The 24,862-nt window shown below is 72.0% G+C and carries 24 protein-coding genes; 18 read left to right on the top strand and 6 right to left on the bottom strand.

The annotated features are described in order from the left end of the window. The first annotated feature begins 30 nt into the window (after positions 1-30). The 5 genes from BO64_RS08215 (at position 31) to BO64_RS08195 (ending at position 5,575) form a co-directional block, all read left to right on the top strand. On the top strand, positions 31-363 hold the full coding sequence (locus BO64_RS08215) for a DUF1491 family protein (protein WP_496402894.1): 333 nt from the start codon (positions 31-33) through the stop codon (positions 361-363). Positions 364-376: 13 nt separating this feature from the next. Then, positions 377-1,435, top strand: coding sequence for an ATP-dependent DNA ligase (locus BO64_RS08210; protein WP_496402801.1), 1,059 nt, complete (start codon positions 377-379; stop codon positions 1,433-1,435). A 230-nt stretch (positions 1,436-1,665) separates the two neighbouring features. Then, positions 1,666-3,261: a peptide chain release factor 3 gene (locus BO64_RS08205; RefSeq protein ID WP_496402800.1), complete on the top strand. Its 1,596-nt coding sequence runs from the start codon at positions 1,666-1,668 to the stop codon at positions 3,259-3,261. A 193-nt stretch (positions 3,262-3,454) separates the two neighbouring features. Further along, a complete protein-coding gene (locus BO64_RS08200) occupies positions 3,455-4,822 on the top strand; it encodes a hypothetical protein (RefSeq protein WP_496402799.1) in 1,368 nt (455 codons plus the stop codon). A gap of 90 nt (positions 4,823-4,912) precedes the next feature. After that, positions 4,913-5,575 (top strand): energy transducer TonB family protein, encoded by a 663-nt coding sequence (locus tag BO64_RS08195; RefSeq protein WP_496402798.1) that lies wholly within the window; start codon positions 4,913-4,915, stop codon positions 5,573-5,575. An 18-nt stretch (positions 5,576-5,593) separates the two neighbouring features. Here BO64_RS08195 and BO64_RS08190 read toward each other — a convergent pair whose 3' ends face one another. The 4 genes from BO64_RS08190 to BO64_RS08175 all read right to left on the bottom strand — a co-directional run bounded on the left by BO64_RS08190 (position 5,594) and on the right by BO64_RS08175 (position 10,391). After that, on the bottom strand, positions 5,594-6,361 hold the full coding sequence (locus tag BO64_RS08190; protein ID WP_496402797.1) for an ABC transporter permease: 768 nt from the start codon (positions 6,359-6,361) through the stop codon (positions 5,594-5,596). Next, on the bottom strand, positions 6,358-7,095 hold the full coding sequence (locus BO64_RS08185; RefSeq protein ID WP_496402796.1) for an ABC transporter ATP-binding protein: 738 nt from the start codon (positions 7,093-7,095) through the stop codon (positions 6,358-6,360). The genes BO64_RS08190 and BO64_RS08185 overlap by 4 nt, the downstream gene beginning before the upstream one ends. Further along, entirely contained in the window at positions 7,092-8,084 is a 993-nt protein-coding gene (locus BO64_RS08180) for an ABC transporter substrate-binding protein (protein ID WP_496402795.1), read from the bottom strand. Before BO64_RS08180 ends, BO64_RS08185 begins: the two co-directional genes overlap by 4 nt. Positions 8,085-8,582: 498 nt before the next feature. After that, complete coding sequence (locus BO64_RS08175; RefSeq protein WP_496402893.1) at positions 8,583-10,391, bottom strand: ABC-F family ATP-binding cassette domain-containing protein; 1,809 nt, start codon at positions 10,389-10,391, stop codon at positions 8,583-8,585. Positions 10,392-10,480: 89 nt separating this feature from the next. Between BO64_RS08175 and BO64_RS08170 the strand changes: the two genes are divergently transcribed. Further along, a complete protein-coding gene (locus BO64_RS08170) occupies positions 10,481-10,957 on the top strand; it encodes a YcgN family cysteine cluster protein (protein WP_496402794.1) in 477 nt (158 codons plus the stop codon). Here BO64_RS08170 and BO64_RS08165 read toward each other — a convergent pair. After that, positions 10,954-11,403 carry a DUF805 domain-containing protein gene (locus tag BO64_RS08165; RefSeq protein ID WP_496402793.1) on the bottom strand — a complete coding sequence of 150 codons (450 nt, stop codon included), beginning with the start codon at positions 11,401-11,403 and terminating at the stop codon, positions 10,954-10,956. The two genes, BO64_RS08170 and BO64_RS08165, sit on opposite strands and share 4 nt — an antisense overlap. A 135-nt stretch (positions 11,404-11,538) precedes the next feature. Between BO64_RS08165 and BO64_RS08160 the strand changes: the two genes are divergently transcribed. The 12 genes from BO64_RS08160 to BO64_RS08105 all read left to right on the top strand — a co-directional run bounded on the left by BO64_RS08160 (position 11,539) and on the right by BO64_RS08105 (position 24,442). After that, on the top strand, positions 11,539-12,480 hold the full coding sequence (locus BO64_RS08160) for a DnaJ C-terminal domain-containing protein (protein ID WP_496402792.1): 942 nt from the start codon (positions 11,539-11,541) through the stop codon (positions 12,478-12,480). A gap of 53 nt (positions 12,481-12,533) precedes the next feature. Then, the gene (locus BO64_RS08155) at positions 12,534-12,878 is read left to right on the top strand and encodes a PepSY domain-containing protein (protein WP_496402791.1); all 345 of its coding nucleotides are present in this window, start codon (positions 12,534-12,536) and stop codon (positions 12,876-12,878) included. Between the two features lie 40 nt (positions 12,879-12,918). Next, positions 12,919-13,608 carry a response regulator transcription factor gene (locus tag BO64_RS08150; RefSeq protein ID WP_496402790.1) on the top strand — a complete coding sequence of 230 codons (690 nt, stop codon included), beginning with the start codon at positions 12,919-12,921 and terminating at the stop codon, positions 13,606-13,608. A gap of 7 nt (positions 13,609-13,615) precedes the next feature. Continuing rightward, on the top strand, positions 13,616-15,025 hold the full coding sequence (locus tag BO64_RS08145; RefSeq protein ID WP_496402789.1) for a sensor histidine kinase: 1,410 nt from the start codon (positions 13,616-13,618) through the stop codon (positions 15,023-15,025). A gap of 89 nt (positions 15,026-15,114) precedes the next feature. After that, complete coding sequence (locus BO64_RS08140) at positions 15,115-16,521, top strand: hypothetical protein (RefSeq protein WP_496402788.1); 1,407 nt, start codon at positions 15,115-15,117, stop codon at positions 16,519-16,521. Positions 16,522-16,607: 86 nt separating this feature from the next. After that, a complete protein-coding gene (ccmI, locus tag BO64_RS08135; protein WP_496402787.1) occupies positions 16,608-17,687 on the top strand; it encodes a c-type cytochrome biogenesis protein CcmI in 1,080 nt (359 codons plus the stop codon). A gap of 10 nt (positions 17,688-17,697) precedes the next feature. Further along, complete coding sequence (gene ccmE / locus BO64_RS08130; protein WP_496402786.1) at positions 17,698-18,195, top strand: cytochrome c maturation protein CcmE; 498 nt, start codon at positions 17,698-17,700, stop codon at positions 18,193-18,195. Beyond that, positions 18,192-20,171 (top strand): heme lyase CcmF/NrfE family subunit, encoded by a 1,980-nt coding sequence (locus tag BO64_RS08125; RefSeq protein WP_496402785.1) that lies wholly within the window; start codon positions 18,192-18,194, stop codon positions 20,169-20,171. The genes ccmE and BO64_RS08125 overlap by 4 nt, the downstream gene beginning before the upstream one ends. Next, positions 20,168-20,620 carry a cytochrome c-type biogenesis protein gene (locus BO64_RS08120; RefSeq protein WP_496402784.1) on the top strand — a complete coding sequence of 151 codons (453 nt, stop codon included), beginning with the start codon at positions 20,168-20,170 and terminating at the stop codon, positions 20,618-20,620. Before BO64_RS08125 ends, BO64_RS08120 begins: the two co-directional genes overlap by 4 nt. 145 nt (positions 20,621-20,765) lie before the next feature. Next, positions 20,766-22,325, top strand: a complete 1,560-nt coding sequence (locus BO64_RS08115; protein WP_496402783.1) for a Do family serine endopeptidase — start codon at positions 20,766-20,768, stop codon at positions 22,323-22,325. Positions 22,326-22,356: 31 nt separating this feature from the next. Then, positions 22,357-23,034 carry a response regulator transcription factor gene (locus BO64_RS08110; RefSeq protein ID WP_496402782.1) on the top strand — a complete coding sequence of 226 codons (678 nt, stop codon included), beginning with the start codon at positions 22,357-22,359 and terminating at the stop codon, positions 23,032-23,034. 7 nt (positions 23,035-23,041) lie between these two features. Then, positions 23,042-24,442, top strand: coding sequence for a sensor histidine kinase (locus BO64_RS08105; RefSeq protein WP_496402781.1), 1,401 nt, complete (start codon positions 23,042-23,044; stop codon positions 24,440-24,442). Here BO64_RS08105 and BO64_RS08100 read toward each other — a convergent pair. After that, the gene (locus BO64_RS08100; protein ID WP_496402780.1) at positions 24,423-24,854 is read right to left on the bottom strand and encodes a DoxX family protein; all 432 of its coding nucleotides are present in this window, start codon (positions 24,852-24,854) and stop codon (positions 24,423-24,425) included. The two genes, BO64_RS08105 and BO64_RS08100, sit on opposite strands and share 20 nt — an antisense overlap. Positions 24,855-24,862: the final 8 nt, after the last annotated feature.

The following is a 24,862-nucleotide window of genomic DNA, read 5'->3' as shown; positions in this document are numbered from 1 at the left end:
TCGGTTAGCGGCCGGGGCATGGTCCCGGCCATGCTGCTGTCCACCGACATCTGGGTCGGCGCCCTCATCCGCCGCGTCGAGATCGGCGGCGGTTTCGCCGTGGTCGTCCGCAAGGGCGACCCGCGGGCCGGGGCGGTCCTGGTCAAGGTGCTGAACCGCAGCGACGGCACAGCCCGCCTCTATTCCGAGGCCACCCGGGGCGATGGCGAGCGGGTGTGGATGCAGCCGGCCGCCTCCGAGCAGGAGGCCGACCTCGACCGCTACATCGAGCGGGCCGTCCGCATCGACCCCGACATCTGGGTGGTGGAGATCGAGGACCGCGAGGGCCGCCACTTCCTTGTGGAACCGGTGGAGCGGGCCTGACGCTCCCTCCGGCGTGATCAAGCTCGCCGACCTGCCCGTACCGCTGGACCTGTCGCCCATGGAGGCGAAGCTCGTGGAGGAGGTTCCCCGCGAGCCTGGCTGGCGCTTCGAGCCCAAGTGGGACGGCTTCCGCTGCCTGGCCTTCCGGGCGGGCGGGGAGGTGGCGTTGCGGGCCAAGTCCGGCAAGCCGCTGGACCGGTTCTTCCCCGACGTGGCGGCGGCGCTGAAAGCCCTGCCGGCGGACCGCTTCGTCCTCGACGGCGAACTGGTGATCGAGGTGGAGGGGCGGCCGGCGTTCGAGGCCCTGCAGATGCGGCTGCATCCGGCCGAGAGCCGGGTGCGCCGGCTGGCCGCCGAACAGCCGGCGCGGCTGACCCTGTTCGACTGTCTGCTGGACGGGCGCGGGCGCTCGCTGCTGGCCGCCCCCCTCTCGGCGCGCCGGGCCGAACTGGAGGCGCTGTTCGCGCGGTTCGGGCAGCAGGACGTGGCGCGCCTGTCGCCCTGGACCGAGGAGCGGGATCAGGCCTGCCGCTGGCTCGAGGCGGCCGGCTCCGCGCTCGACGGCGTGGTGGCCAAGCGGGCGGACGGGCCCTACGCGCCCGGCGAGCGGGCGATGCTGAAGATCAAGAAGATCCGCACCGCCGACTGCGTGGTGGGCGGCTTCCGCTACGCCCAGGGCGCGGCCGACGTGGGCTCGCTGCTGCTCGGGCTCTACGGCCCGGACGGGCGGCTGCACCATGTGGGCTTCACCTCGACCATCTCCCGCGCCGAACGCCCGGCCCTGACCCGGCGGCTGGAGGCGCTGAAGGGCGAAGGGTTCACGGGGGATGCTCCCGGCGGCCCGAGCCGCTGGAGCACCGAGCGGACGGGCGCCTGGGTCCCGCTGAAGCCGGAGCTGGTGGTGGAGGTGCGCTACGACCAGGTGACCGGCGGCCGCTTCCGGCACGGGACGCGGCTCGTCCGCTGGCGGCCCGACAAGTCGCCGCGCCAGTGCACCTGCGAGCAGATCCGCCCGCCGCCGGGAGGCGGTGGACAAGAAACGGGGCGGCAGGGGGGAGCTGCCGCCCCGTAGTAGGGCTGCTTGGGGTGTTGGTCGGGGGCTCGATGCGGGGCGGTTGGGGGGGCGACCGGACCCAGCGACATCGAGCACACCCGATGCGGTCCGACATCACGATCGCCTCGGGAGCGATCGTCAGAGGGGCCCGGCCCGCAGGATCAAATCTGGGGTCGATGGTGGCGCTTTCAAGGCGCGACGTTGAAATTCCTGCAAAGTGGCGAGACGGCGGCTATAAGCGCGCCCCCATGAGCACCTCCCTCGCCGCCGAGGCCGCGCGCCGACGCACCTTCGCGATCATCTCCCACCCGGACGCCGGTAAGACGACCCTGACCGAGCACCTGCTGCTGGCGGGCGGCGCCATCCGCGCGGCGGGGGCCGTCCGCGCCCGCGGCGAGAACCGGCGCACCCGGTCGGACTGGATGAAGATCGAGCGCGAGCGGGGGATCTCCGTCTCGGCCTCGGTTATGACGTTCGACCACGACGGCAAGATGTTCAACCTCCTGGACACGCCGGGGCACGAGGACTTCTCGGAGGACACCTACCGGACGCTGACCGCTGCCGATGCGGCGGTGATGGTGCTGGACGCGGCCAAGGGCATCGAGCCCCAGACCCTGAAGCTGTTCGAGGTCTGCCGCCTGCGCGACATCCCCATCGTCACGTTCATCAACAAGATGGACCGCGAGGCCCAGGACCCCATCGAGCTGCTGGACGAGATCGCCTCCAAGCTGGCCCTGGACCCGGCGCCGCTCTACTGGCCCGCCGGCTCGGGCGGGCGGTTCAAGGGCATGATGGATCTGGCGGGCCGGCGCTTCCTGCCCTTCTCCAAGCCCAGCGACCAGCAGGAGGGCCATCCCGATCCGGCGCCCCTGGACGGGGACGCGGTGTCGGCCTTCCTCGATGCGTCCGAACTCGCCGAGCTGGAGGAGGGGGCGGCCCTGGTGATGGAGGCCTCCAAGCCCTTCGACCGGCAGTCGTTCCTCGAAGGCCACATGACGCCGGTGATCTTCGGCTCGGCCCTGCGCCACTTCGGGGTCGCCGAGCTGCTGGCCGTGATCGGTGAATACGCCCCGCCGCCCAAGGCGGTGCCCGCCACCCGGGGCGGGGCCGAGGCCAAGGTGGAGCCGGGCGACAAGGAGGTCAGCGGCTTCGTCTTCAAGGTCCAGGCGAACATGGACCCCAACCACCGCGACCGGATCGCCTTCCTGAAGCTGTGCTCGGGCCGGTTCCAGCGGGGCATGAAGCTGAAGGTCCAGAACACCGGCAAGCAGCTGAGCGTGAACGCGCCGACCATGTTCTTCGCCTCGGACCGGGAGCTGGCCGAGGACGCCTACGCGGGCGACGTGATCGGCATTCCCAACCACGGGGTCCTGCGGGTGGGCGACAGCCTGTCGGAAAGCGGCGCCCTGCGCTTCGCCGGCCTGCCGAACTTCGCGCCGGAAATCCTCCAGCGGGTGCGGGTGAAGGATCCCCTGAAGGCCAAGCACCTGAAGAAGGCCCTGGAGAGCTTGGCCGAGGAGGGCGTCACCCAGCTCTTCCGGCCGAACATGGGCGCCGACTTCATCGTCGGCGCGGTGGGCCAGCTGCAGTTCGAGGTCATGGCCGACCGCCTGAAGAACGAATACCAGCTGGAGGTGATCTTCGAGCCCAGCCCCTACGCCGAAGCCCGCTGGATCAGCGGCGAGAAGGCCGACCTGGAGGATTTCGCGGGCAAGCACCGCTCGGCCATGGCCACCGATATCGACGAACAGCCGGTGTTCCTGGGCAAGTCGGCCTGGGAGATCGGCTATGTGGCCGAGCGGTATCCGAAGGTCGTCTTCCACCGGGCCAAGGAACGGGCCTGAGTCGGAAAGCCCGCGTTCCCGGCCGTGAGGAACCCCCGCCCGCCGGGCGGCTTACTGTGGATGGCGACGTTCCGTTAACCATACCGCAGAAGTTAATGACTTGTTAAAGCTGTCGGCTCCGGCTTTGCTGTCTCCGTTCAAGGCCCAGGCGGGCCGTTCCATGGTGGAACGGCGGCGGGGTCGGAGCGGGGCGATGTTCGAGCTGGGACGCGAGCTGAAGCGGCTGTTCGCGGTAGGCGCCAGGCCCGTCGACACCCTCGCGCGGGGCGACGCCGCCCTGCTGGAGCTCCTGGACCTGACGCTTCTCACCGAGGAGGCCCGCGCCGCCGACGTGGCGGCCGGGCGCCTGGGCGCCAAGGACAAGCCCGTCCGCCGGCTGGAGGCCGCCGTGGCCTGGCGCGAGGTCGCCCGCCGCACGGGGGACGCTGCGGCTCTGCGCAAGGCCGCCGCCATCGCCGAGACCGCCGCCGCCGGCTTCGAGGCCGAGCGCCGCAACGAGGGTTGGGCGCGTTCGCGCTGCGAACAGGCCTTCTGCGCCCTCCTGGGGGCCGAGCTGTTCGGCGACCCTGGCCTGGACGCCGCCGCCGAAGTGGCCTTCCGCGAGGTGCGGACCCTGGTGCGTGGCGGCGTGGCCGCGGCCCTGGCCGAGACGGGCCTGGCCGCCATCGAGGCGCGCCGCAGCCTGGCGAGCGCCGACGCCGCCGAGGCCCGGCGGCTGGCCGAGAGCTTCCGCGGACCGATCCACGCCCTGGACGCCGTGGCCCGCCGGGCCACCACGGTGCGTCCCCTGGCCGCCGAGGCGCGGCTGGTGCGGGTGGACCTCCTGTGCGGCTGGGGCGCGCGGCTGAAGGACGAGGCCCTGCTGCGCCAGGCCATCGAGGACTCCGCCGCCGCAGCGGGGCGGGTGGACCCGGCCTATGAGCCCCTGACCTGGGCCCGGGCCGAGGCGGCCCACGGCCAGGCCCTGGCCCTCCTGGGCGAGATCACCGGCGACATCGATCTGATCGGCGCAGGGGCGGCCCGCCTCGCCGACGCCGCCAACGACCTGACCCGCGACCACAGCCCGCTGGACTGGGCCCGCGCCCAGGCGGCCCTGGCCCAGGCGCTGCAGGCCCTGGGCGAGGCGGCCGGCGACGTGCGCCCCTTCGAACAGGCGGTGAGCTGCTACGACCGGGCCGGCCTCGTGCTGCAGGATGTTCCGGGACTGCCGCTGCGCGGCGCGGCGGCCAGCGCCCGGGCGGTGTGTCTGGCCCGTTCGGCGGAGCTCACCGGCGACCTGGCGGTGCTGGACGCGGCCCAGGCGGCCATGAAGATGGAGCTGGCGGCCAAGTCGGCCCGGCGCGATCCCGTGGGCTGGGCCCTCGCCCAGCTGCACCTGGCCCGGCTGTACGAGACCCGCATGACCATGACCGGCGTCGACCGCGGCGAGCGGGCGTCGGCGGTCCTCGCCCTGGAGGCGGCCCTGGACGTGTTCGGCGAGCACGGCCTGCGCTCCCTGAGCGTCCTGGCCGTCGAGGCCCTGGCGCGACTGGGCGGCGTTGCGGTGCGGCTGCCCGACTAGGCGCGGCGAACGGGGTCGCGGATTCGGATACTTTCGTTCTTTCGCAACTCCGGCGGCGGCGCCATGCTGCCGGCCGTGGAGGATCGACCCATGCGCAAGCTGTTCATCCTGATCGCCGGGGGCGGGGCGCTCGCGGCCGGCGCCGCGGCAGCCCAGGTCCCGGCGACCTTCGTGGAGGCGCCCTCGGTGGAGCAGGTGGCCGCCGCCTATCCCGCCAAGGCCAAGGCGGCGGGCCTGTCGGGCGCCGTGGACCTGAGCTGCACCGTCGCCCCGGCCGGACGGCTGAAGGACTGCGCCGTGCTTGGCGAGGCGCCCCGCGGCGAAGGCTTCGGCCAGGCCGCCCGCCAGTTGGCCCGCAGCATGAAGGTGACCGGCGCGGCCCTGGGCAGCGAGGTGCGCGTGCCGGTGAGCTTCGCCCCTGGGGTGCTGCAGCCGGGCTTTACGGCGAAGACGCCGAAGTGGGCCGCCATGCCCGCCCCCAGCGACTTCCAGGCCACCATTCCCAAGCACGAGGACGGCCCAAATGCGATCCGGGTGGTGTTGGTGTGCGACGTTCTGGCGGGCGGTTCGCTGACCGGCTGCACGGTGGACCGCGAGGAGCCGGCGGGCCAGGGCTTCGGCGAGGGCGTGCTGGCGCTGGCCTCCAAGTTCAAGGTGGAGCCGTGGTCGGCCGAAGGCCTGCCGACCGTGGGGGCCAAGGTGCGGGTGCCCGTGCGCTACGACCTCAAGCCGGTGAACCAGGCGTCCCGTTAGGGCGCCGGAGGGGCAGGCCTACCGCCCCCGCCACCACTTCAGGCCGACGCGCTCCAGCCGCTCCAGGGCGGCGTGCAGGGCCACGCCCATGACGCCCAGCACCACCAGGGCGGCGATCATCCGCGCGGTCTGCAGCTTGTTGCCGGCGTCGAGGATCTGCCAGGCGAGGCCCGTCACCTGGCCCGAGCCGGCGCCGAACTCGGCCACCACGGCGCCGATGAGGGCGAGGCCCGCCCCCACCTTGTGGCCCTCCAGCAGGAACGGGACGGCGGCCGGCAGGCGCAGCCGCAACACTCGCCGCCAGGGGCTCGCGCCATAGAGGTCGAACAGGCGCTCCAGGTCCGGATCGGCCGAGCGCAGCCCCGCCGCCGCTCCCGAGAAGATCGGGAAGAAGGCCACCACCAGCGCCAGGGCCACGAGGGCGCGCTCAGGGTGGTCGAGGCCCGCCCAGATCAGCACCAGGGGCGCGAGGGCGATCACCGGCGTCACCTGGACCACGGACGCCAGGGGCCGAATGGCCCGGTCGAGCAGGGGGCTCAGGGCCGTCAGCAGGGCCAGGGCCTGGGCCACGAGGCTGGCGAGGACGAGGGCGATCAGGGCGGTGGAAAGGGTGCGCCAGGCGGCCGCCAGCAGGGTCGGGAAGTGCTCGGCCAGGGCCACGGCCACGGCGGAGGGCGGCGGCAGGAAATAGGCCGGCACGTCCAGGGCGCGGCAGGCGATCTCCCAGGCCAGCAGCAGCACCGCCGTGAGCGCGAAGGGCGCGAGGTGGTAGGCCAGCCGCCTCATGCGCCGATCCCCTCGGCGAGGGCTGCCGAGACCGCCTCGGCGGCCTGGCGAAAGCCGGGCGTCAGGCGAAAGCCCGCGGGCCGGGGCAGGTCGCCCTCGATGGCGAACTCGCCGGCGATGCGCCCGGGGCCGCGGGTCAGCACCACCACGCGCGAGGCCATGTAGGCGGCCTCCTCCACATTGTGGGTCACGAAGACGATGGCCGGACGGGTGGCGGCCCACAGGCCCAGCACGTCGTCGGCCAGGGCCCGGCGGGTGATCTCGTCGAGGGCGGCGAAAGGCTCGTCCAGCAGCAGCAGGCGCGGCTCGGTGACCAGGGCCCGGGCGAGGGACACCCGCATGGCCATGCCCCCCGACAGCTGCGCCGGCCGGGCCGCCTCGGCGCCAGCAAGGCCTACCCGGTCGAGGGCGGCGTCGGCCCGTTTGCGGGCCTCGGCGGCGGGGACGCCCGCCAGCTCCAGGGGCAGGGCGACATTGGCCCGGGCCGAGAGCCAGGGAGCCAGGGTCGGCGCCTGGAAGACCACGGCGGTCTCGCCCCGGCGAGGGGCGCGGACGACCTCGCCCGCCGTGGGCGCCTCAAGGCCCGCCAGCAGCCGCAGGGCCGTGGACTTGCCGCATCCCGAGGGGCCGACCAGGGCCACGACCTCGCCCTCGCCGATGGCGAGGTCCAGGGGGCCGAGGGCCGGGCCGCGGGGATAGCGGACCTCGACCTTGCTAAGGGCGGCGACCGTCACTTGGGGACGAACTGGAGCGTGTAGGCGCGCTTGGGGTCGAGACTGGCCGGATAGACGCCCTGGGCCTTGGCGATGTCGGCGAAGGCGGTCCAGCGGGCGTCGGTCATGGCCCCCACCGGCAGGCCCTCGTCGCCCTCGACGATGCGATAGGCCTTCATCTTCTCCCGGGCCTGGTCGAGGACGTCCTGGGTCATCTCGGGATTGTCCTTGCGGATCAGGGCGTCGGCGGCGGACGGGTCGCCGTAGAGGTAGTCGCGCCAGCCCTTGGCGGTGGCCTCCACGAAGGCCTGCACGGCGGCAGGGTTCTTCTGGATCAGGGCGTCGGTGGCCAGCACCATGGTGGCGTAGCCCGGGTAGCCCTCGTCGGCGAGGAGGAAGACCTTGGGGGCGAAGCCGGCCTGTTTCTCGATCGTGTAGGGCTCGGAGGTGATGTAACCCTGCTGCACGGCCCGCTTGTCGGCGATGAACGGGCCGGGATTGAAGGTGTATTTGCGCACCTGGTCGTCGGTGAAGCCGTACTTGGCCTTCAGCCACACCCAGAAGGCGGTGACCGAGGCGTCCGCCAGCAGGATCGGACGGCCCTTCAGGTCGGCGATGCGCTCCACGCCCGGCTCAGGGTGGGCCATGAGGACCTGCGGGTCCTTCTGCATGAAGGCGGCCACCGCCCTGGCCGGCACGCCCTCGTTGGCCAGGTTCATGACGATGAAGCTGTTGGAGCCCATGCCGAGGTCGACGGCGCCGGCGGCCAGCAGCTGGGGCACGTTCACCCCCGGGCCGCCCTGGACGATGGTCACGTCGAGGCCGCGGCGGGCGTACTCCCCCGAGGCCAGGGCCTGGTAGAACCCGCCGTGCTCGGCCTGGGCGCGCCAGTCGGTGGCGAAGCGGATGGCGGTGCGGCCGTCGGCCGGCGAGGCGGCCTGTTCCCTCTGGCCCGAACAGGCGGCCAGGAGCGCGGTCAGGGCGATGGCGAGCGAGCGCAGGGCTTTCATGGGCGCGAAGGTAGGGCGCGAGGGCCGAGCTTGTGAAGGCCAAGATATCCGCGGTCCGGACGGGAGGCCCATAGCAAGAGGGCGGCGCTCCGGTCGCCCGGGGCGTCGCCCTCTCATCCAGATCCGTTGGGGGATCTGCGCCGTCGAGGTCGTCCGCGAGTTCGGTTCCGGGTCCCCCTTGCGGGTTCGCCGTGGTTTTCCCTCGCAGCCGGTATCCGTTCGGGGTCTGGGGTTCCGGGTCGCCCCGGTTCCGTCAGTCCTTGGGACACTCTGCCCGCCTGATTTCCGGGTCTGCTGTCGCCAGCGTCTCCGTCCATCTGCGCCGCAGTTCCTGTCGGCGAGTTGACGGTGCGCCCAAGCCCTGTATGACGCAAGCGCTCGAAAGCCGCCCCGGGTGCGCCGGGCGTCAAGAATCCGTGAAAGACTTGTTAACAACCGCGGGAAAACGCGCCCCTAAGGTTGCGTTTTCAACGGCTTGTGACCGTCCACAGAAAGCCGCTAGCGCCCCGCCTCCAGCGCCTCGCGCCGTTCTTCCAGCGCCAGCCACTCCTCCTCGGCGGCGGCCAGCTGGGTGCGGGCGGCCTCCAGGGCGCGGCTGTAGCGATCGAAGGCCGACGGGTCCTTGGAATAGAGCTCGGGATCGGCGAGGGCGGTCTCCAGGGTGGCGATCTTGCCGGGGAGATCTTGGATCAGGGCGTCCAGCTCGGCGAGCCGCCGCTGCTCCTTGAAGCTCAGCTTGGCCGGCGCGGCCGGGCGCGGGGCCGCGGCCTTCGGCTCGGGCTTCGGTTCGGCCTTCGGCGGAGGCGGCGGGGCCACCCGCCCGAAGAAGCCCGGGTTCTGGCTCATGAAGTCCTGCCAGCCGCCGGGGGTCTCCACGGCCCGTCCCGTCCCGTCGAGGCCGATGGTGGAGGTGGCCAGACGGTCGATGAAATCGCGGTCGTGGCTCACCAGGATAAGGGTGCCGTCGTAGTCGGCCAGCAGGTCCTCGAGCAGGTCGAGGGTGTCCATGTCGAGGTCGTTGGTGGGCTCGTCCAGGACCATGACATTGGCCGGATTGGCCAGGGCGCGGGCTAGCAGCAGGCGGTTGCGTTCGCCCCCGGACAGGCTCTTCACCGGCTGGCGCAGTTGCAGCTCGGTGAACAGGAAGTCCTTGGCGTAGCCGTTCACGTGCTTGGGCGTCCCGCGCACCATCACCTGGTCGCCGCCATGGGGCGTGAGCACGTCGCGGACAGTCATGTCGTCCTTCAGCCCGGCCCGGGCCTGGTCGATGTAGGAGACGGTGAGGTTGGCGCCGAGCTTCACCTCGCCGGAGTCGGCCGGAATCTCGCCCAGCAGCAGCTTCACGAGGGTGGTCTTGCCCGCCCCGTTAGGGCCGACGATGGCCACCCGGTCGCCGCGGATGATGCGGGTGGAGAAGTGCTTGAGGATCACCCGCTCGCCGAAGGCCTTGGAGAGGCCCTTGGCCTCCACCACCCGCTGGCCCGACACCCCCGAACTCGCCAGGCCCATGTTGAGACTGCCTCGCGCTTCCTTCAGCCGTTCGGCCTTGGCCTCGCGCATGGCGATCAGGCGCCGGCGGCGGCCTTCGTTGCGGGCGCGGCGGGCGGTGACGCCCCGGGCCAGCCAGTGGCGCTCGCGCTCAATGGCCTTGTCGAGGCGGCGGGCTTCCTCGGCCTCCTGGGCCTCGATCTTCTCGACCCAACCGTCGAACTCCCTGAAGCCGCGGTCGAGGCGCCGGACCTGGCGGTGCTCGAGCCAGAAGCAGCGGCCGGTGACGCGCTCCAGGAAGGCGCGGTCGTGGCTGACGATCAGCATGGCCGCCCGGCTCTCGGCGATGGCCTGCTCCAGGGTCTCGATGGCCAGGATGTCGAGGTGGTTTGTGGGCTCGTCCAGCAGCAGGACGTCCGGCTCCTCGGCGAAGGCCCGGGCCAGGGCCGCCCGTCGGGTCTCGCCGCCCGAGAGGCCCTGGGCCGCTTTCTGGGGATCGAGGCCGAAGGCTTCCAGCTCGGCCTCGGCCCGGTGGGCGGGGGCGCCGCCGGCCATGGCGTAGTCCAGCAGGGTGGCGCCGGTGATCTCGGGCTCCTGCAGCACCATGGCCACCCGCGTGCCGGGCGTGATCACCCGTTCGCCGCTGTCGGCCTCGATGAGCCCGGCGATGATCCGCATCAGGGTCGACTTGCCCGCCCCGTTGCGGCCCACCAGGCAGGCGCGCACCCGCGGCTCCAGGCCGATGTCCACCCCGTCGAACAGCATGCGGGGGCCGTCGGCCAGGCGGACGTCCTTCAGGGCGAGGATGGGCGCTCTCATGGGGGCGGGGAGATAGAGGTTCGGCGCGCCGGGGGGAAGGACCACACGTCGCGCTTGGGTTGGCGGGCGCAGCGGCCTATTTGGGCGCGATGGCTGGCGAACCCTCCCGCGACCCCTTCTGGCGACGCAAGACGCTCGAAGAAATGACCGTGGCCGAGTGGGAGAGCCTCTGCGACGGCTGCGGCCTCTGCTGCCTGGTGCGGTTCGAGGACGAGGAGACCGGCGAGGTCATCCCCACCCGGGTCCACTGCAAGCTGTTCGATCCCGAGGTCTGCCGCTGCAGCGACTACGCCAACCGCAAGGCCCATGTGCCCGACTGCATCAAGCTGACGCCGCACAACATCGAGGCGCTGGAGTGGATGCCCAAGAGCTGCGCCTACCGGCGCCTGCACGAGGGGCGGGACCTGGCCGACTGGCATCCGCTGATCTCGGGCGATCCCGAGAGCGTCCATCGCGCGGGGGTGTCGGTGCGCGGGCAGACGGTGAGCGAGGCCGCCCTGTCCGATCCGGAGGACGCCCTGGACTTCGCCGCCTGGGACCTGGTGGACGAGCGGGGCGACGACTAGGGGCGAGGGGCCCCGGCCGGCGGCTCGCCCCAGCGGTTGGCGCCCGGATCGCCGCGCACGGCGCCCATCACGCCGAGGAAGGCGAAATAGAGCGTCATCGACAGCAGCATGGCGCTGGCCATGCCGGTGTTCTTCTCGATGCCCTCCGGCCCCATGGACAGGATGTTGACCGCCGCGGCCATGCCCAGGGCCGTGGCCGGAACCTGCCACCAGCCCGAGCGGCCGAGGTCGTGCAGGCGGCGGGCGATCACCGCCCACTGCACTACATTGGCGGCCAGGCTCAGGGGCACGCCGATCACCTGCCCGCCCGGAACCAGGGCGAGGGCCGAAATGCCGACGCCGGCCAGCACGGACAGGCCCAGCAGGCGCCAGTATTCGCCGCGCCCGGCGCGGCCGCGGAAGGAGAACAAACGGGTCCAGGAGGGCTTGTCGGGTCGATTGACCATGGCCTGTCCCTAGCGCGACCGGGCCGGGACAGTCCTGTGGTAAAATTGCCACAGTCGGCCTTGCGTGACGGTGAGGCTCGCCCAATCTAGAAGTCGCACCGAAACAGGTTTCCAGAGGCAGAGGTTCTTAAGAGCTTGGCGCGCGACCCCTATCAGGAGCTGGGCGTATCCCGGAGCGCTTCGGCGGACGAGATCCGCAAGGCCTTCCGCAAGCTGGCCAAGGCCAACCATCCGGACACCAACCCCAACAACAAGGAGGCCGAGGAGCGCTTCAAGCGCGTCAGCGCCGCCTTCGACATCCTGGGTGATCCCGAGAAACGCCGGAAGTACGACGCCGGCGAAATCGACGCCGACGGGCGCGAGACCTTCCGCGGCTTCGGCGGCGGGGGCGGCCCGTGGGGCGGCGCAGGGCCGTCGGGCGGCTTCGGCGGCGGTCGCACCTATCGGTCCGAGACCTTCGAGGGCGTCGACCTGGGCGACATCCTGGGCGAGATGTTCGGCGGGGCGGGCGGCGCCCGGGGCGGGCGCGGCGGCGGCTTCGGCGGCTTCTCCCAGCGCGGCGCGGATGTCCGGGCCAAGCTGGAGATCGACCTCACCGACGCCATCCTCGGCGGCAAGCGGCGGATCGCCTTCTCGGACGGCCGCACCATCGACGTCTCGATCCCCAAGGGCGCTCAGGACGGCCAGACCCTTCGCCTGAAGGGGCAGGGCCAGCCGGGCCGGTCCGGGCCGGGGGACGCTTTCATCGAACTTTCCATCGCGCCGCACCCCATCTTCAAGCGCGAGGGGGAGGTGCTGGTCATGGACCTGCCGGTGACGCTCTACGACGCCGTCCTCGGCGGGAAGGTCGAGGCGCCGACCCCCGACGGGCCGGTGACCCTGACCATTCCCAAGGGCGCCAACTCCGGGTCCAAGCTTCGGCTGAAGGGCAGGGGCCTGTCCGACGCCAGGGGCAATCGCGGCGACCTCTTCGCCCGCTTGGTGGTCACCCTGCCGGAGGAGCCTGACCCGGCGCTGGAGATCCTGGCCCAGGACATGCGCAAAGCCAGGCCGTATTCGCCCCGCCGCCGAACCTGAGTTAAGGGTGGCGTTCAGCCCGGGTTCAGTCCCGGGCGCCTAGAAGAGTTTCCATGAAGCGCCTCTTCGCCATCGCTGTCCTGCTCGCCGGCGCCGTGGCCCCCGTGGCGGTCCCGGCGGCCGCCTCGGCCCAGGACATGGGCCGCCCGGTTTTCGGCGCCGGCCGGGGGGACCAGGAACAGGCCCGGGAGGGCGTGCGCTCCGGACGCCAGGTCCCGCTTTCGCGCGTTCTGGGGATGATCGCCTCCCGCAACGGGGGACGTCACCTGAACACCATGCAGGGCGATTCCGGGGGGCGGCCCGCCTACTTCGTCCAGTGGCAGTTGCCGAACGGCCGGGTGGTGGTCTTCGTGGTGGACGCCGAGTCGGGCCAGATCATCGGCCGGCAGGGCGGCTGATCGGGGCTGACGGAAACAAGAAGAAGGAAGGACGCGGACCTTGCGCATCCTGCTTGTCGAAGACGATCCGGACCTGTCGCGGCAGCTGAAGCTCGCCCTGGCCGACGCCGGCTATGCGGTGGACCACGCCCCAGACGGCGAGGAGGCGCAGTTCCTGGGCGAGACCGAGCCCTACGACGCCATCATCCTCGACCTCGGCCTGCCGAAGGTGGACGGGGTGTCGGTGCTGGAGCGCTGGCGGCGCGAGAACATGACCACGCCGGTGCTGATCCTCACCGCCCGGGGCGCCTGGAGCGAGAAGGTGGCGGGCTTCGACGCCGGCGCCGACGACTATCTCACCAAGCCCTTCCACACCGAGGAGCTGCTGGCGCGGCTGCGCGCCCTGCTGCGGCGCTCGGCGGGCCACGCCACGCCGAACCTCGCCTGTGGCGGCCTGCGCCTCGACCCGCGCGCGGCCCGGGCCAGCGTCAACGGCGAGCCGCTCCGGCTGACCTCGCTGGAGTACCGGCTGCTGCACTATCTGATGATGCACCAGGGTCGGGTGATCAGCCGCACCGAACTGGTGGAGCACCTGTACGACCAGGACTTCGACCGCGATTCCAACACCATCGAGGTGTTCATCGGCCGGGTCCGCAAGAAGATCGGCCCAGAGCGCATCGAGACCGTCCGTGGCCTGGGCTACCGGCTGATCTGCCCCGAGGAGGAGCTCGGGGCGGGCGAGACGGCGTGATCCGGCCTTGAGCCTCACGCGGGCGCTTCCCGCCGCGCTCCGCCGCCCGTCGCTCGCCCGGCGGCTGGTGCTGCTGGCCGTGGGCTGGAGCTTCGCGGCCCTGGTCATCGTGGCGGTGGTGCTGGCGCTGCTGTTCCAGCAGGCGGCCCTGCGCAGGTTCGACGCCAGCCTCTCCGACCTGATCGACAATCTGATCGCCGGCTCGACTATCGAGGATGGCCAGGTGGTGGCCCCGGCGCTCACCGACCTTCGGGCCCTGCGGGCGCTCTCCGGGCGCTACTGGCAGGTGGCCCAGCCGATGCCCGACGGCACGGCCGAGGCCATCGAGGGCCTGACCTCCCGCTCGCTGTTCGACGCCGAGCTGGAGACCCCGCCCGAGGTGGTGGCGCGGCTACGGGCCGATCCGGGCAGGCCCGTAGCGTTCGACGCCCAGGGGCCGCAGCCGGGCGAGCGCGTGCGGGTGCTGGCCCGCTGGACCACCTTCTACGGCCACGAGCAGCCGGTGATCTTCATGGCCGCCGAGGACCGCCGGCCCATCGACCGCGACGTGCGCAACTTCATGGTCGCCACGGCGGCGGCCTTCGCCCTGCTGAGCGCGGGCCTGATCCTGGCCGTGGTGCTGCAGGTGCAGGTGGGCCTGCGCCCCCTGTACCGCCTGCAGCGCGAAGTGGCCGACGTGCGCCGGGGCAAGGCCGAGAAGCTCAGCGACGATTATCCCACCGAACTTGAGCCTCTGGCCGAGGAGCTGAACGCCCTGGTGCGCCACAACCAGGAGACTGTGGAGCGCCAGCGCACCCATGTGGGCAATCTGGCCCACGCCCTGAAGACCCCGATCTCGGTGATGCTGGCCGAGGCCGAGCTGCATCCGGGGCCTCTGGCCGAGGTGGTCACCCGCCAGACCGCGGCCATGCGCCAGCAGGTGGACCACCACCTGCGCCGGGCCCGAGCGGCGGCCAGGACGCAGGGGCCAGGCGAACGCACCGATGTTTCCGAGGTGCTGGACGAACTCGCCCGCACCCTGGAGCGCATCTTCCAGGACAAGGGGCTGGAAATCGACTGGGACGCCCCCGACGACCTGTTCTTCCTGGGCGAGCGCCAGGACTTCATGGAGATCGCCGGCAACGGCATGGAGAACGCCGGCAAGTGGGGCCGCCGCCGGGTGCGGGTGAGGGCCGCGCCGGACGGCGAGGAGCGGATGGTCCTCACCATCGAGGACGACGGCCCCGGCCTGCCGCCCGATCGGCGCGAGGAGGTGGTCAAGCGCGGCGCCCGCCTGGACGAGAGCGCCCCGGGCTCGGGCCTGGGGCTGTCGATCATCGACGAACTGGCCCGGGCCTATCGCGGCACGCTGGAGCTGGGCGATTCCCGGCTGGGCGGCCTGATGCTCACCATCCGCCTGCCCCGCGCGGCGGCCTGAGCGCGTCCTCAAGCCGCGGCTTCGGACTCCCTTAACTCGGCCTCGTGCACCCTGAACTCGCGAACCGGTGTTCGCTGGAGTCCCGGCCCATGACCGCGCTGTCGCAGCGCAAGATCGACATCGTCCGGAGCCTGGTGGAGTCGGCCCCCGACAAGATCGTGGGCGGGCTGCAACTCGCCCTGGCCGAGACGAGCGAGGGCTCCGCCCTCGGCAGCGTGCGCCGGCTGGTAGACATGGAGGTGGGCGAGCGCCGCCTGCGCAACACGGTGCTTCAGGCCATCGCCCCCATGTGCGTCGGCGACGGGCGCTCGGAGCGGTCGCTGACCTTTCCGGCCGGCGTCCTGCCGCTGATCTGGCGGGGGCTGCGCGCAACCGCCGCCGAGGAGGTGCGTGAGGCCGAGACGGCCTTCGGCGAGTTCTTCGACGAGGAGATGTCGGCCGAGGTCTTCGACCAGCTGGCCCGGATCGCCGCCTATGGCCTGCGCTCGCGGCAGTACCCGCTGTTCCGCGAGGCGGCGGAGCTGGCCGACGCGGCCCGGCCCGGCGGTGGAGAGGAGCTGGCCGCCTGCCTCGACCTGTCGCCGGTGCTGCGGCGGGCCATTCCGCGCATCCCCGAATGGCTGGCCTCGTTCAGCGGCGGTTCGGCCGCCGCCGCGCGCCTCGCCTACAAGGACGCCGTGGCCGTCTCCGAGGACGCGGGGCCACGCTTCTTCGAGATGCTGGCCGCCCAGATGGAGCATCCGTGGATGGTCCTGCGGATCATCTGCGAGGTGATGGACAAGCCCAACGAGCGCTACCTGGCCGACTCCGAGATGGCGGGCTTCGGCGAGCGCCTGATGGACGAGATCGACGCCTCGCTCCGGGCCATCGCCCGGCTGGACGCGGACGGCGGTCCGGAGGCGGCCCGGGAGGCCGGCCGGCGGGTGGAGCTGATCACCCTGCAGATCACCGAGCTCGAGACCTATGTGGATCTCGCCAAGGAGCGCGGCTGGGGCCGCCTCATCGCCAAGCAGAAGGCGTCCCTGGCGGGAGTGGTGGAGGGCCGCATCCGCGAGGCCGAGAAGTACGCGATCCAGGCCCTGCCCACCGAACGCGCCCGCCTGAAGCGCATCCGCCGTCCGCTGCCCTGCCTTGGCGTATCGCCCGACGCCCGGATCATCCGCCGGGCCACGACCCTCCTGACCTTCGTGCAGGAGGTGCGCACCAGCGCCAACTACGGCGGCTTCGCCGCGGCCCGTGGCAAGATGCTGGAGGCCGTCGGCGAGCACATCGACAGCTACGTCGACGAGGTGGTCGACCTTCTGAAGACCGGCGACGCCGAGGACGAGGCCGTCGCCCTGGCGTTCCTCGAGGTGGCCGCCGGCCTCAGCCTGCTGATCCGCGGGGAAAAGGCCGCCGAACTGGTGCGCCGCCGCGCCGCTGGCGCCGTCAACCCCGAAGCCCCGCAGCTCCTGGACGACGAGCCCCCAGACCCGCCCGCCGAACGCTGGGGCTGACGGCCGCCCGTCGGAAGACGCCACGACGCAGGGCGAGGTGAGACGTGGCGCTCGCTCCCTCCGGAAGTTTCGGCTAAAGCCCCCGCATGATCGTGTTCTGGGTCGCAGCCGGTGCGCTGACGGCCGCCGCCGCAGCCCTGATCCTGATGCGCGCCGCCCGCGCCGGCGCTCCCGAATCGACGGGCGATCCCGCCGCCGCCCTCTACCGTCGGCAGCTGGCCGAGATCGACGAGCTGGCCGACCGCGGCCTGATGGGCGAGGCCGAGCGCAAGAGCGCCCATGCCGAGGCCGCCCGCCGTCTGCTGGCCGCCACCGACGCCAAGGCCGAGGCCTGGGGCGCCGAGCCCAGGGCGCGCAGGCGCGTGCTGCTGGCGGTGGCCGCCGTCCCCGCCCTGACCCTGGGCCTCTATCTGGTGCTGGGCGCTCCGGGCTTCCCCGACCAGCCCTACGCCAAGCGCCTGGCCGCCTGGCGTCAGCAGGAACTTCAGACCCTCACCGCGCCCGAGATCGGCGCCGTGCTGCGCGACGTGCTGAAGAGCCGCGGCGACGACGCCGAGGGCTACCGGATGCTGGCCATCGTGGAATCCGAATCCGGCAACATGCCGGCCGCCGTCAGCGCTCTGCGGCGGGCCGTGGCCATCGCCCCCGAGCGCCCCGAGCTGCGTCAGATGCTGGGCGAGGCCCTAGTGATGCAGGCCGGCGGCAAGGTGGAGGCCGACGCCCGGGCCGTGTTCCGCGAACTGCTGCGCCGCGATCCCAAGGACGCCTCGGCCCGTTTCTACCTGGCCCAGGCCAAGGCCGAGGACGGCCAGGGCGCCGAGGCGGCGGCCGACCTGCGGGCCCTGCTGGCCGACCTGCCGGCCGGGGACGAGCGCCGCCCCTATGTGGAAGCCGCCATCGCCCGGGCCGAGGGCCGGTTCGTCCCTAGTCGCGAGCCTTCGCCCGAGCTGGACGCCATCCGCGGCATGGTGGCGAGCCTGGCCGCCAAGCTGGAGGAGCAGCCGGACGATCCTGAGGGCTGGGTGCGCCTGGTGCGCTCCTATTCGGTGCTGGGCCAGATCGCCGAGCGCGACGCGGCCTTGAGCAAGGCCAAGGCGCGGTTCGCCGGCCGGGCCGATATTCTCCGGCAGTTGGACGAGGCCGCCCGCGCGGCCCCCATGCAGTGAGCTTTCTCCCATGAGCTGGTTGCCCAAGTCGCCCAAGGCCCGCCGCCGCCTGACCCTGGTGGCCGCCATCGCGCCGGTCCTGGCCCTGGCCGTGGGCCTGACCCTGTGGGGCCTCTCGGACTCGATCTCGTTCTTCTACACCCCGAGCCAGGCCGAGGCGGCCAAGCCCGAACCGGGCCGGTCGATCCAGCTGGGCGGCCTCGTGGCCGCCGGCTCGGTGGTCAAGCACCCGGACGGCAGGGTGGAGTTCACGGTCACCGACCAGCAGGCCAGCGACCGCGTGGTCTTCCAGGGCGACCTGCCGGACCTGTTCCGTGAAGGGCAGGGGGTGGTGGCCATCGGCGCCTTCCGGGCCGACGGGGTGTTCGAGGCCAAGCGGGTGCTGGCCAAGCACGACGAGCGCTACATGCCGCGCGAGGTGGAGAAGGCCCTGAAGGATCAGGGCGAGTGGTACGGCGACGGCCAGCGGCCCGAGCATGTGTCCAAGGGGAGCGGGGCCGCAGAGTGATCGCCGAGATCGGGAGCTTCGCGCTCATCCTGGCGCTGGCGCTGTCCATCGCCCAGGCGGCGCTGTCGTGGGCGGCGCGCTGGCGCCGGTCGGCGGTGCTGGCGGGCGGTGGCGAGGGGGCGGCCCTGGCGGCCTTCCTGTCCGTGGCCGTGGCCTTCGCGGCCCTGATGCACGCCTTCGTCACCTCGGACTTCTCGGTGGCCAATGTGGCCGCCAACTCCCATTCCGAGAAGCCGCTGCTCTACCGCGTGGCCGGGACGTGGGGTAGCCACGAGGGCTCGATGCTGCTGTGGTGCCTGGCCCTCACCGGCTTCGGCGCGGCGGCGGCCGGCCTGGGACGTAGCCTGCCCCGGGGCCTTCGGGCCGTCACCGTGGGGACGCAGGGGCTGCTGGGCGTGGTCTTCCTGGCGTACACCGTCTTCGCCTCGAACCCGCTCACCCGCCTGGCGCAGGCGCCGGTGGAAGGCCGTTCGCTTAACCCGTTGCTCCAGGACCCGGCCCTCGCCGTCCACCCGCCGTTCCTCTATGCGGGCTATGTGGGCATGTCGGTGGTGTTCTCGTTCGCCGTGGCGGCCCTGGTGGAGGGCCGGGTGGACGCCGCCTGGGCCCGCTGGGTGCGGCCCTGGACCCTGGCCGCCTGGGCGTTCCTCACGGTGGGCATCACCCTCGGCGCCTTCTGGGCCTATTACGAACTGGGCTGGGGCGGCTGGTGGTTCTGGGATCCGGTGGAGAACGCCAGCTTCATGCCCTGGCTGATCGCCGCGGCCCTGCTGCATTCGGCCGTGGTCACCGAGAAGCGAGGTGCGCTTCCCGGCTGGACGGTGTTCCTGGCCCTGGCCGCCTTCACCTTCTCCATGCTGGGCGCCTTCCTGGTGCGCTCAGGCGTGCTCACCAGCGTCCACGCCTTCGCCGTGGATCCCACCCGCGGCGTACTGCTGCTGATCATCCTGGGCCTGACGGCGGGGTTGGGCTTCACCCTCTTCGCCTGGCGCGCCCCGAGCCTGCAGCAGGGCGGGGTGTTCGCTCCGGTAAGCCGCGAGAGCGCCCTGGTGCTGAACAACATCCTGCTCACCGCGGCCACGGCCACGGTCCTGCTCGGCACCCTGTTCCCGCTGATCCGCGAGGCGGCCACGGGCGAGGCGATCTCGGTGGGCCCGCCCTACTTCAACCTCACCTTCACGCCCCTGATGACGGCGCTGATGATCCTGCTCCCCGTCGGCCCGCTGCTGGCCTGGAAGCGGGGCGACGCCAGGGCCGGGGTCAAGCGGCTGTGGTGGGCCTTCGCCGTGGCGGTGGCCGTGGGCTGGGTGGTGTTCGCCGCCGTGGCCCCGCGCCACGGCCTCGGCGCGGCGGGGGTGGCCATGGGCGTGTGGCTGATCGCCGGGGCCCTGGCCGAGATCTTCGAGCGAATCCGCCTGTTCCGGGCTCCAGGCGGGGAAAGCTGGCGGCGGCTGTGGGGCCTGCCGCGGGGCGCCTGGGGCATGACCCTGGCGCACCTGGGCCTGGGCGTCTTCGTCCTGGGGGCGGTGTTCGAGACCACCTGGAAGGTGGAGGCCGCCGAGGCGCTGCCGGTGGGCGGCTCCCTGGACGTGGGCGCCTACCACGTCGTGCTGGAGTCCATCGCCCCCGCGCCCGGGCCGAACTACGAGGCCGAGCGCGGGGCGGTGACCGTGACCAAGGGCGGCCAGGTCGTATGCCGGGCCAAGCCCGAGCGGCGGCTCTATTCGGCCGGCGGCCAGACCACCAGCGAGGTGGGCCTGTGCTACCGCGGCCTCAGCCACATCTACCTAGTGCTCGGCGAGCGCCGGGAGGCGGCGGACCAGCCCGTCTGGCTCGTGCGGGCCTACTGGAACCCGTGGGCGACGCTGATCTTCGTGGGGCCGGCGATCATGGCCCTGGGCGGCCTGGTGTCCCTCTCCGACCGGCGCCTGCGCCTGGGGGTCGCCCGGCGGAAGGAGGAGGAGACGAAGGCGTGAAGCTCAAGACGCTGATCGCGGCGGCCTTCGGCGCCCTGTCCATTGCGGCGGCGTCCGACCCGGCCGAGCGGCTGCAGGACCCGCAGCAGGAGGCCCTGGCCCGGGAGATCTTCCGGGATGTGCGCTGCCTCGTCTGCCAGAACGAGTCCATCGACGATTCGGAGGCCGATCTGGCCAGGGACCTGCGGGCGATCGTCCGCGAGCAGGTGGCGGCCGGCAAGAGCAAGGCCGAGGTGAAGCGCTTCCTCACCGACCGCTACGGCGAGTTCGTGCTGATGACGCCCTCGTTCAACGCTTGGAACCTCGCCCTGTGGATCGGCCCGTTCGTGGTTGTCCTGGCGGGCATGGCCCTGTTCCTGCGCCGCCTGCGCACGCCCCAGCCCGAGGTGGAACTCTCGGAAGAGGAGGCCCGTCGTTTGGAAAAGATCGCGGACCCTGAAATCCGCTGACATGTTTGCGCCAAAGATCAGACGCGATCCTGAGCGCAGGTTTGCCTAAACGTAACTTGAGGGCCGTTGCACTCTCGTGCATCCGACCTAGGTTGTTCGGGCGCGCCCGCGGCCTGCGGGACGCACCAGGGAAAATGTGACGCTGATGACTTCCAAGAAGACGGGTTACCTGCTGGGCGCGGTCGCCGGCGCCGGTGTGATGGCGGCGGCTGTGGCCGGCGCTGGAATGCGGATGCCTGAGGCGCGCGCTGACCAGATGGAGGCGGGCGGGCTGATCAAGGCGTCCACCGCGCCCATCTTCGCGCCCCCGCCGGGCGCTCCCATGTCGTTCGCCGACATCTTCGACCGCGTTTCGCCGGCGGTGGTGTCGATCAACGTAACCAGCCGGGTCAGCGCCGATTCGCTGCGCCAGATCCCGGGCTTCCCTTTCAACATCATCCCGCGCCAGCCGGGCGGCGATGACGACGAATCCGGCGGCCAGACCGAGCGCGGCCAGCCGCGCCTGCCGACCCAGCAGTCGGCCGGCTCGGGCTTCTTCGTCTCGGCCGACGGCTACATCGTCACCAACAACCACGTGGTCGAGAACGCCGAGAAGATCACGGTCGTCCTCAAGGACGAGACCGAGCTCGAGGCCAAGGTGGTCGGCCGCGACGAGGCCACGGACCTGGCGGTGATCAAGGTCCCGGCCGGCAAGGGCCCGTTCCCGTTCGTGAACTTCGAGAACGCCGCCCGTCCGCGGGTGGGCGACTGGGTGATCACCGTGGGCAACCCGTTCGGCCTGGGCGGCACCGCCACAGCCGGCATCGTCTCGGCCTACGGCCGCGACATCGGCGAGACCTTCGTCGACTTCATCCAGATCGACGCCCCCATCAACCGGGGCAACTCGGGCGGCCCGACCTTCGACGTCTATGGCCGGGTGATCGGCGTGAACACGGCGATCTTCTCGCCCACGGGCGGTTCGGTGGGCATCGGCTTCGCCATCCCGGCCGAGGTGGCCGACGGCGTCGTCAAGCAGCTGATGAGCGGCGGCAAGATCGAGCGCGGCTACATCGGCGCCACGATCCAGAACTTCACCACCGAGATGGCCGAGGCCGCGGGGCTGGGCAACCAGAAGGGCGCCATCGTCGCCGACCTGGCGCCGGGCGGTCCCTCGCAGCGGGCCGGCCTGCAGGTGGGCGACATCGTCACCGCCATCAACGGCCAGGCGGTGCGCTCCTCGTCCGAACTGACCCGCCAGGTGGCCCGGGCCAAGCCCGGCGACAACCTGCGCCTGGACATCATCCGCGAGGGCCGCCGCCAGTCGCTGACCGTCCGCTCGGGCGTGCGTCCGTCGGAGCGTGACCTGGCGGCCAACGACAACCTCGGCGGCTCGCGCGTTCCCGGCGCGCCGGGCGGCCCGGCGGCTGCGGCTCCGGTGCTGGGCATGAAGCTGGGCGTCCTGGACGATACCGCCCGCCAGCGCCTGAACCTGCCGGCCGGCGTGCGCGGCGCCCTCGTCGAGAGCGTCGAGCAGGGGTCGGACGCCGGGGCCAAGGGCCTGCGCCGGGGCGACGTCATCACGCGCGCCAACGACCGGGCGGTGACCAGCGCCGCGGACCTCGTCGCCGTGGTGGACGCCGCCAAGAAGGCCGGCCGCACCAGCGTGCTGGTCGGGGTCTTCCGCAACGGCCGCACGTCCTTCCTGCCGCTGAAGGTTTCGGAATAGTCTGTCCGAAAGCTCTGGGGGCGGGAATCACATGCGAATCCTGATCGTCGAAGACGACCTCGAGGCGGCGGGCGTCATGGCCCGCGGCCTCACCGAGGCCGGCCACGACTGCGTGACGGCGGCCGACGGCGAGCAGGGCCTGGCCGAGGCCCGCAAGGCCGACGGCGGGTTCGACGTGATGATCGTCGACCGCATGATGCCCAAGATGGACGGGGTGCAGCTCGTCGAGACCCTGCGCCGGGAGGGGGACCACACGCCGGTCCTGTTCCTCTCGGCCCTCGGCGAGGTGACCGACCGGGTGGACGGCCTGCAGGCCGGCGCCGACGACTATCTGGTCAAGCCCTACGCCTTCGCCGAGCTGATCGCCCGGGTCGAGGCCCTGGCCCGTCGCCGGGAGACCGGCTCGGTCCAGACCCTGCTGCGGGTGGGCGAGCTGGAGATGGACCTCATCGCCCGCACCGTCCACCGCCAGGGCAAGGAGATCGACCTCCAGCCCCGGGAGTTCCAGCTCCTCGAGTTCATGATGCGCCACGCCGGCCAGTCGGTGACGCGCACCATGCTGCTGGAGAAGGTCTGGCACTACCACTTCGACCCGCAGACCAACGTCATCGACGTCCACATCTCGCGGCTGCGCTCGAAGATCGACAAGGGCTTCGACCGCCCGATGCTGCAGACCGTGCGGGGCGCGGGCTACCGGCTGGACGCCTGAGGCGCCGATGCGCCTGCCGCGCATCTTCCGGACCACGCCGTTCCGGCTGACGTTGCTGTTCCTGGCGCTGTTCGCCAGCGCGGCCTCGGCCTTCCTCGCCTACATCTATGTGGCCACCGCCGGCGAGGCGACCCGCCGCACGGATCAGGAGATCCGGCGCGAGATGCGCTCGCTCACCGACGTCTATGACCGGGCGGGCGTGGATGCGGTGAACCAGTCCCTGATCGAGCGGGCCGCCAGCGAGCGGCCGTTCCTCTATCTGCTGATGGACCGCGACCAGCGGCGCATCTCGGGTTCGATCGAGGAAAGCCCGATCGAGGATTTCACCGGCGCGCCGGCCTGGGCGACCTTCCAGGTCACCGATCTCGACGGTCAGGGGCGCGAGGTGAAGCATCCCGCCCGGGGCCTGCAGCAGCGCCTGGGCGGCGGTGAAATCCTGTTCGTCGGCGCCGACGTGGCGGCGGACGAGGCCTATGTGGGCAAGATCGTCAACGCCCTCTGGGGCGCGGTGGTGCTGGTGGTCATCCTCGGCCTCGCCGGCGGCATCCTGGTGAGCCGCAACGTCTCGCGGGCGATGCAGAGCCTCAACGACGTGGTCGACCGGGTCCGCAACGGCGAGCTGGGCGCTCGGGCCCATGTCCGCGGCACCCGGGACGAGTTCGACGAACTGGCCCAGGGCGTGAACGAGATGCTCGACCGGCTGGAGCGCTCCATGGCCGGCCACCGGCACGCCGGCGACGCCATCGCCCACGACCTGCGCTCGCCGCTCACCCGGCTGCGAGCCCGGCTGGAGGCGGCCTATCTCGACGCGGAGGCGGGCAAGGGCGATCCGCGCGAGGCCCTGGCCCAGGCGCTCACCGACACCGACGGGGTGCTGAAGACCTTCGGGGCGGTGCTGTCCATCGCCCGGCTGCAGGCCGCCGGCCAGGCGCCGGACCCGGTGGTGTTCGACCCCGCCGAGCTCGGGGCCGACATCGCCGAGCTGTACGAGCCCCTGTGCGAGGACAAGGGCCTGGATTTCGACGCCGAGTTCGCCAAGGGCCTGACCGTGCGCGGCAACCGGGAGTTCCTGGCCCAGGCCCTGGCCAACATCCTCGACAACGCTGTGAAATACACCCCGGAGGGTGGGGCGATCATGCTGCGCGTACGCCGCCGCTCGTCGGGCGAGGTGGAGTTCTCGGTCACCGACACCGGGCCGGGCGTGCCCGACGCCGACCGCGAGCGGGTGATCCAGCGCTTCGTGCGCCTGGAGAACAGCCGCAACGAGCCGGGGGCGGGCCTGGGCCTGTCGCTGGTGGCGGCGGTGGCCGAGGCCCACGGCGGACGGCTGGAGCTGGACGAAGGTCCGGGCAAGGTGGGCGACATGGGCCCGGGCCTTCGGGTGGCCCTCATTCTGCCGCGGGTCTGATCCGGGCGTCGAGGGCGTAGCGGCCCGGGCCGACCGTGGCCAGGATCAGGCCGATCAGCACCAGCGACCAGGCCGGATAGGCGCCGCGCACCCCCAGGTGCTGGTCCACCATGACGATCGCGATGACGAAGTTCAGGGCGCACAGCAGGCCCGCCCAGCGGGTGGCGAGGCCGGCCACGAACAGCGCCCCGCACAGGGCCTGCACGGCGACACCCAGCGGCGCCATCAGCTCGGGCGCCGGAAAGCCGTACTGCTTGAGGAAGGCCGCGAACTTGGCCATGTCCTCAGCACTCAGGATGTTGTCGGAGACGCCCCAGATGAGGAACGCCCCCACCGTGACGCGGGTGAGCAGCAGGGCGGCGTCGGCGCCCCGAGACAGTTGCGGCAGGGCGAGCCAGCTTGCGATGGTCATGTCTTCCC

This window comes from Phenylobacterium composti DSM 19425 (genome assembly GCF_059568645.1).
The sequence above is the reverse complement of the archived record's forward strand: the minus strand, read 5'-3'. Positions and strand labels throughout refer to the sequence as shown.

What these genes read in the sequence shown, in the direction of transcription:
- BO64_RS08215 (WP_496402894.1), top strand. Translation starts at nt 31, where the DNA reads ATGCTGCTGTCCACCGACATCTGGGTCGGCGCCCTCATCCGCCGCGTC.
- BO64_RS08205 (WP_496402800.1), top strand. Translation starts at nt 1,666, where the DNA reads ATGAGCACCTCCCTCGCCGCCGAGGCCGCGCGCCGACGCACCTTCGCG.
- BO64_RS08200 (WP_496402799.1), top strand. Translation starts at nt 3,455, where the DNA reads ATGTTCGAGCTGGGACGCGAGCTGAAGCGGCTGTTCGCGGTAGGCGCC.
- BO64_RS08195 (WP_496402798.1), top strand. Translation starts at nt 4,913, where the DNA reads ATGCGCAAGCTGTTCATCCTGATCGCCGGGGGCGGGGCGCTCGCGGCC.
- BO64_RS08190 (WP_496402797.1), bottom strand. Translation starts at nt 6,361, where the DNA reads ATGAGGCGGCTGGCCTACCACCTCGCGCCCTTCGCGCTCACGGCGGTG.
- BO64_RS08180 (WP_496402795.1), bottom strand. Translation starts at nt 8,084, where the DNA reads ATGAAAGCCCTGCGCTCGCTCGCCATCGCCCTGACCGCGCTCCTGGCC.
- BO64_RS08175 (WP_496402893.1), bottom strand. Translation starts at nt 10,391, where the DNA reads ATGAGAGCGCCCATCCTCGCCCTGAAGGACGTCCGCCTGGCCGACGGC.
- BO64_RS08170 (WP_496402794.1), top strand. Translation starts at nt 10,481, where the DNA reads ATGGCTGGCGAACCCTCCCGCGACCCCTTCTGGCGACGCAAGACGCTC.
- BO64_RS08165 (WP_496402793.1), bottom strand. Translation starts at nt 11,403, where the DNA reads ATGGTCAATCGACCCGACAAGCCCTCCTGGACCCGTTTGTTCTCCTTC.
- BO64_RS08155 (WP_496402791.1), top strand. Translation starts at nt 12,534, where the DNA reads ATGAAGCGCCTCTTCGCCATCGCTGTCCTGCTCGCCGGCGCCGTGGCC.
- BO64_RS08140 (WP_496402788.1), top strand. Translation starts at nt 15,115, where the DNA reads ATGACCGCGCTGTCGCAGCGCAAGATCGACATCGTCCGGAGCCTGGTG.
- ccmI (WP_496402787.1), top strand. Translation starts at nt 16,608, where the DNA reads ATGATCGTGTTCTGGGTCGCAGCCGGTGCGCTGACGGCCGCCGCCGCA.
- ccmE (WP_496402786.1), top strand. Translation starts at nt 17,698, where the DNA reads ATGAGCTGGTTGCCCAAGTCGCCCAAGGCCCGCCGCCGCCTGACCCTG.
- BO64_RS08115 (WP_496402783.1), top strand. Translation starts at nt 20,766, where the DNA reads ATGACTTCCAAGAAGACGGGTTACCTGCTGGGCGCGGTCGCCGGCGCC.
- BO64_RS08110 (WP_496402782.1), top strand. Translation starts at nt 22,357, where the DNA reads ATGCGAATCCTGATCGTCGAAGACGACCTCGAGGCGGCGGGCGTCATG.
- BO64_RS08105 (WP_496402781.1), top strand. Translation starts at nt 23,042, where the DNA reads ATGCGCCTGCCGCGCATCTTCCGGACCACGCCGTTCCGGCTGACGTTG.
- BO64_RS08100 (WP_496402780.1), bottom strand. Translation starts at nt 24,854, where the DNA reads ATGACCATCGCAAGCTGGCTCGCCCTGCCGCAACTGTCTCGGGGCGCC.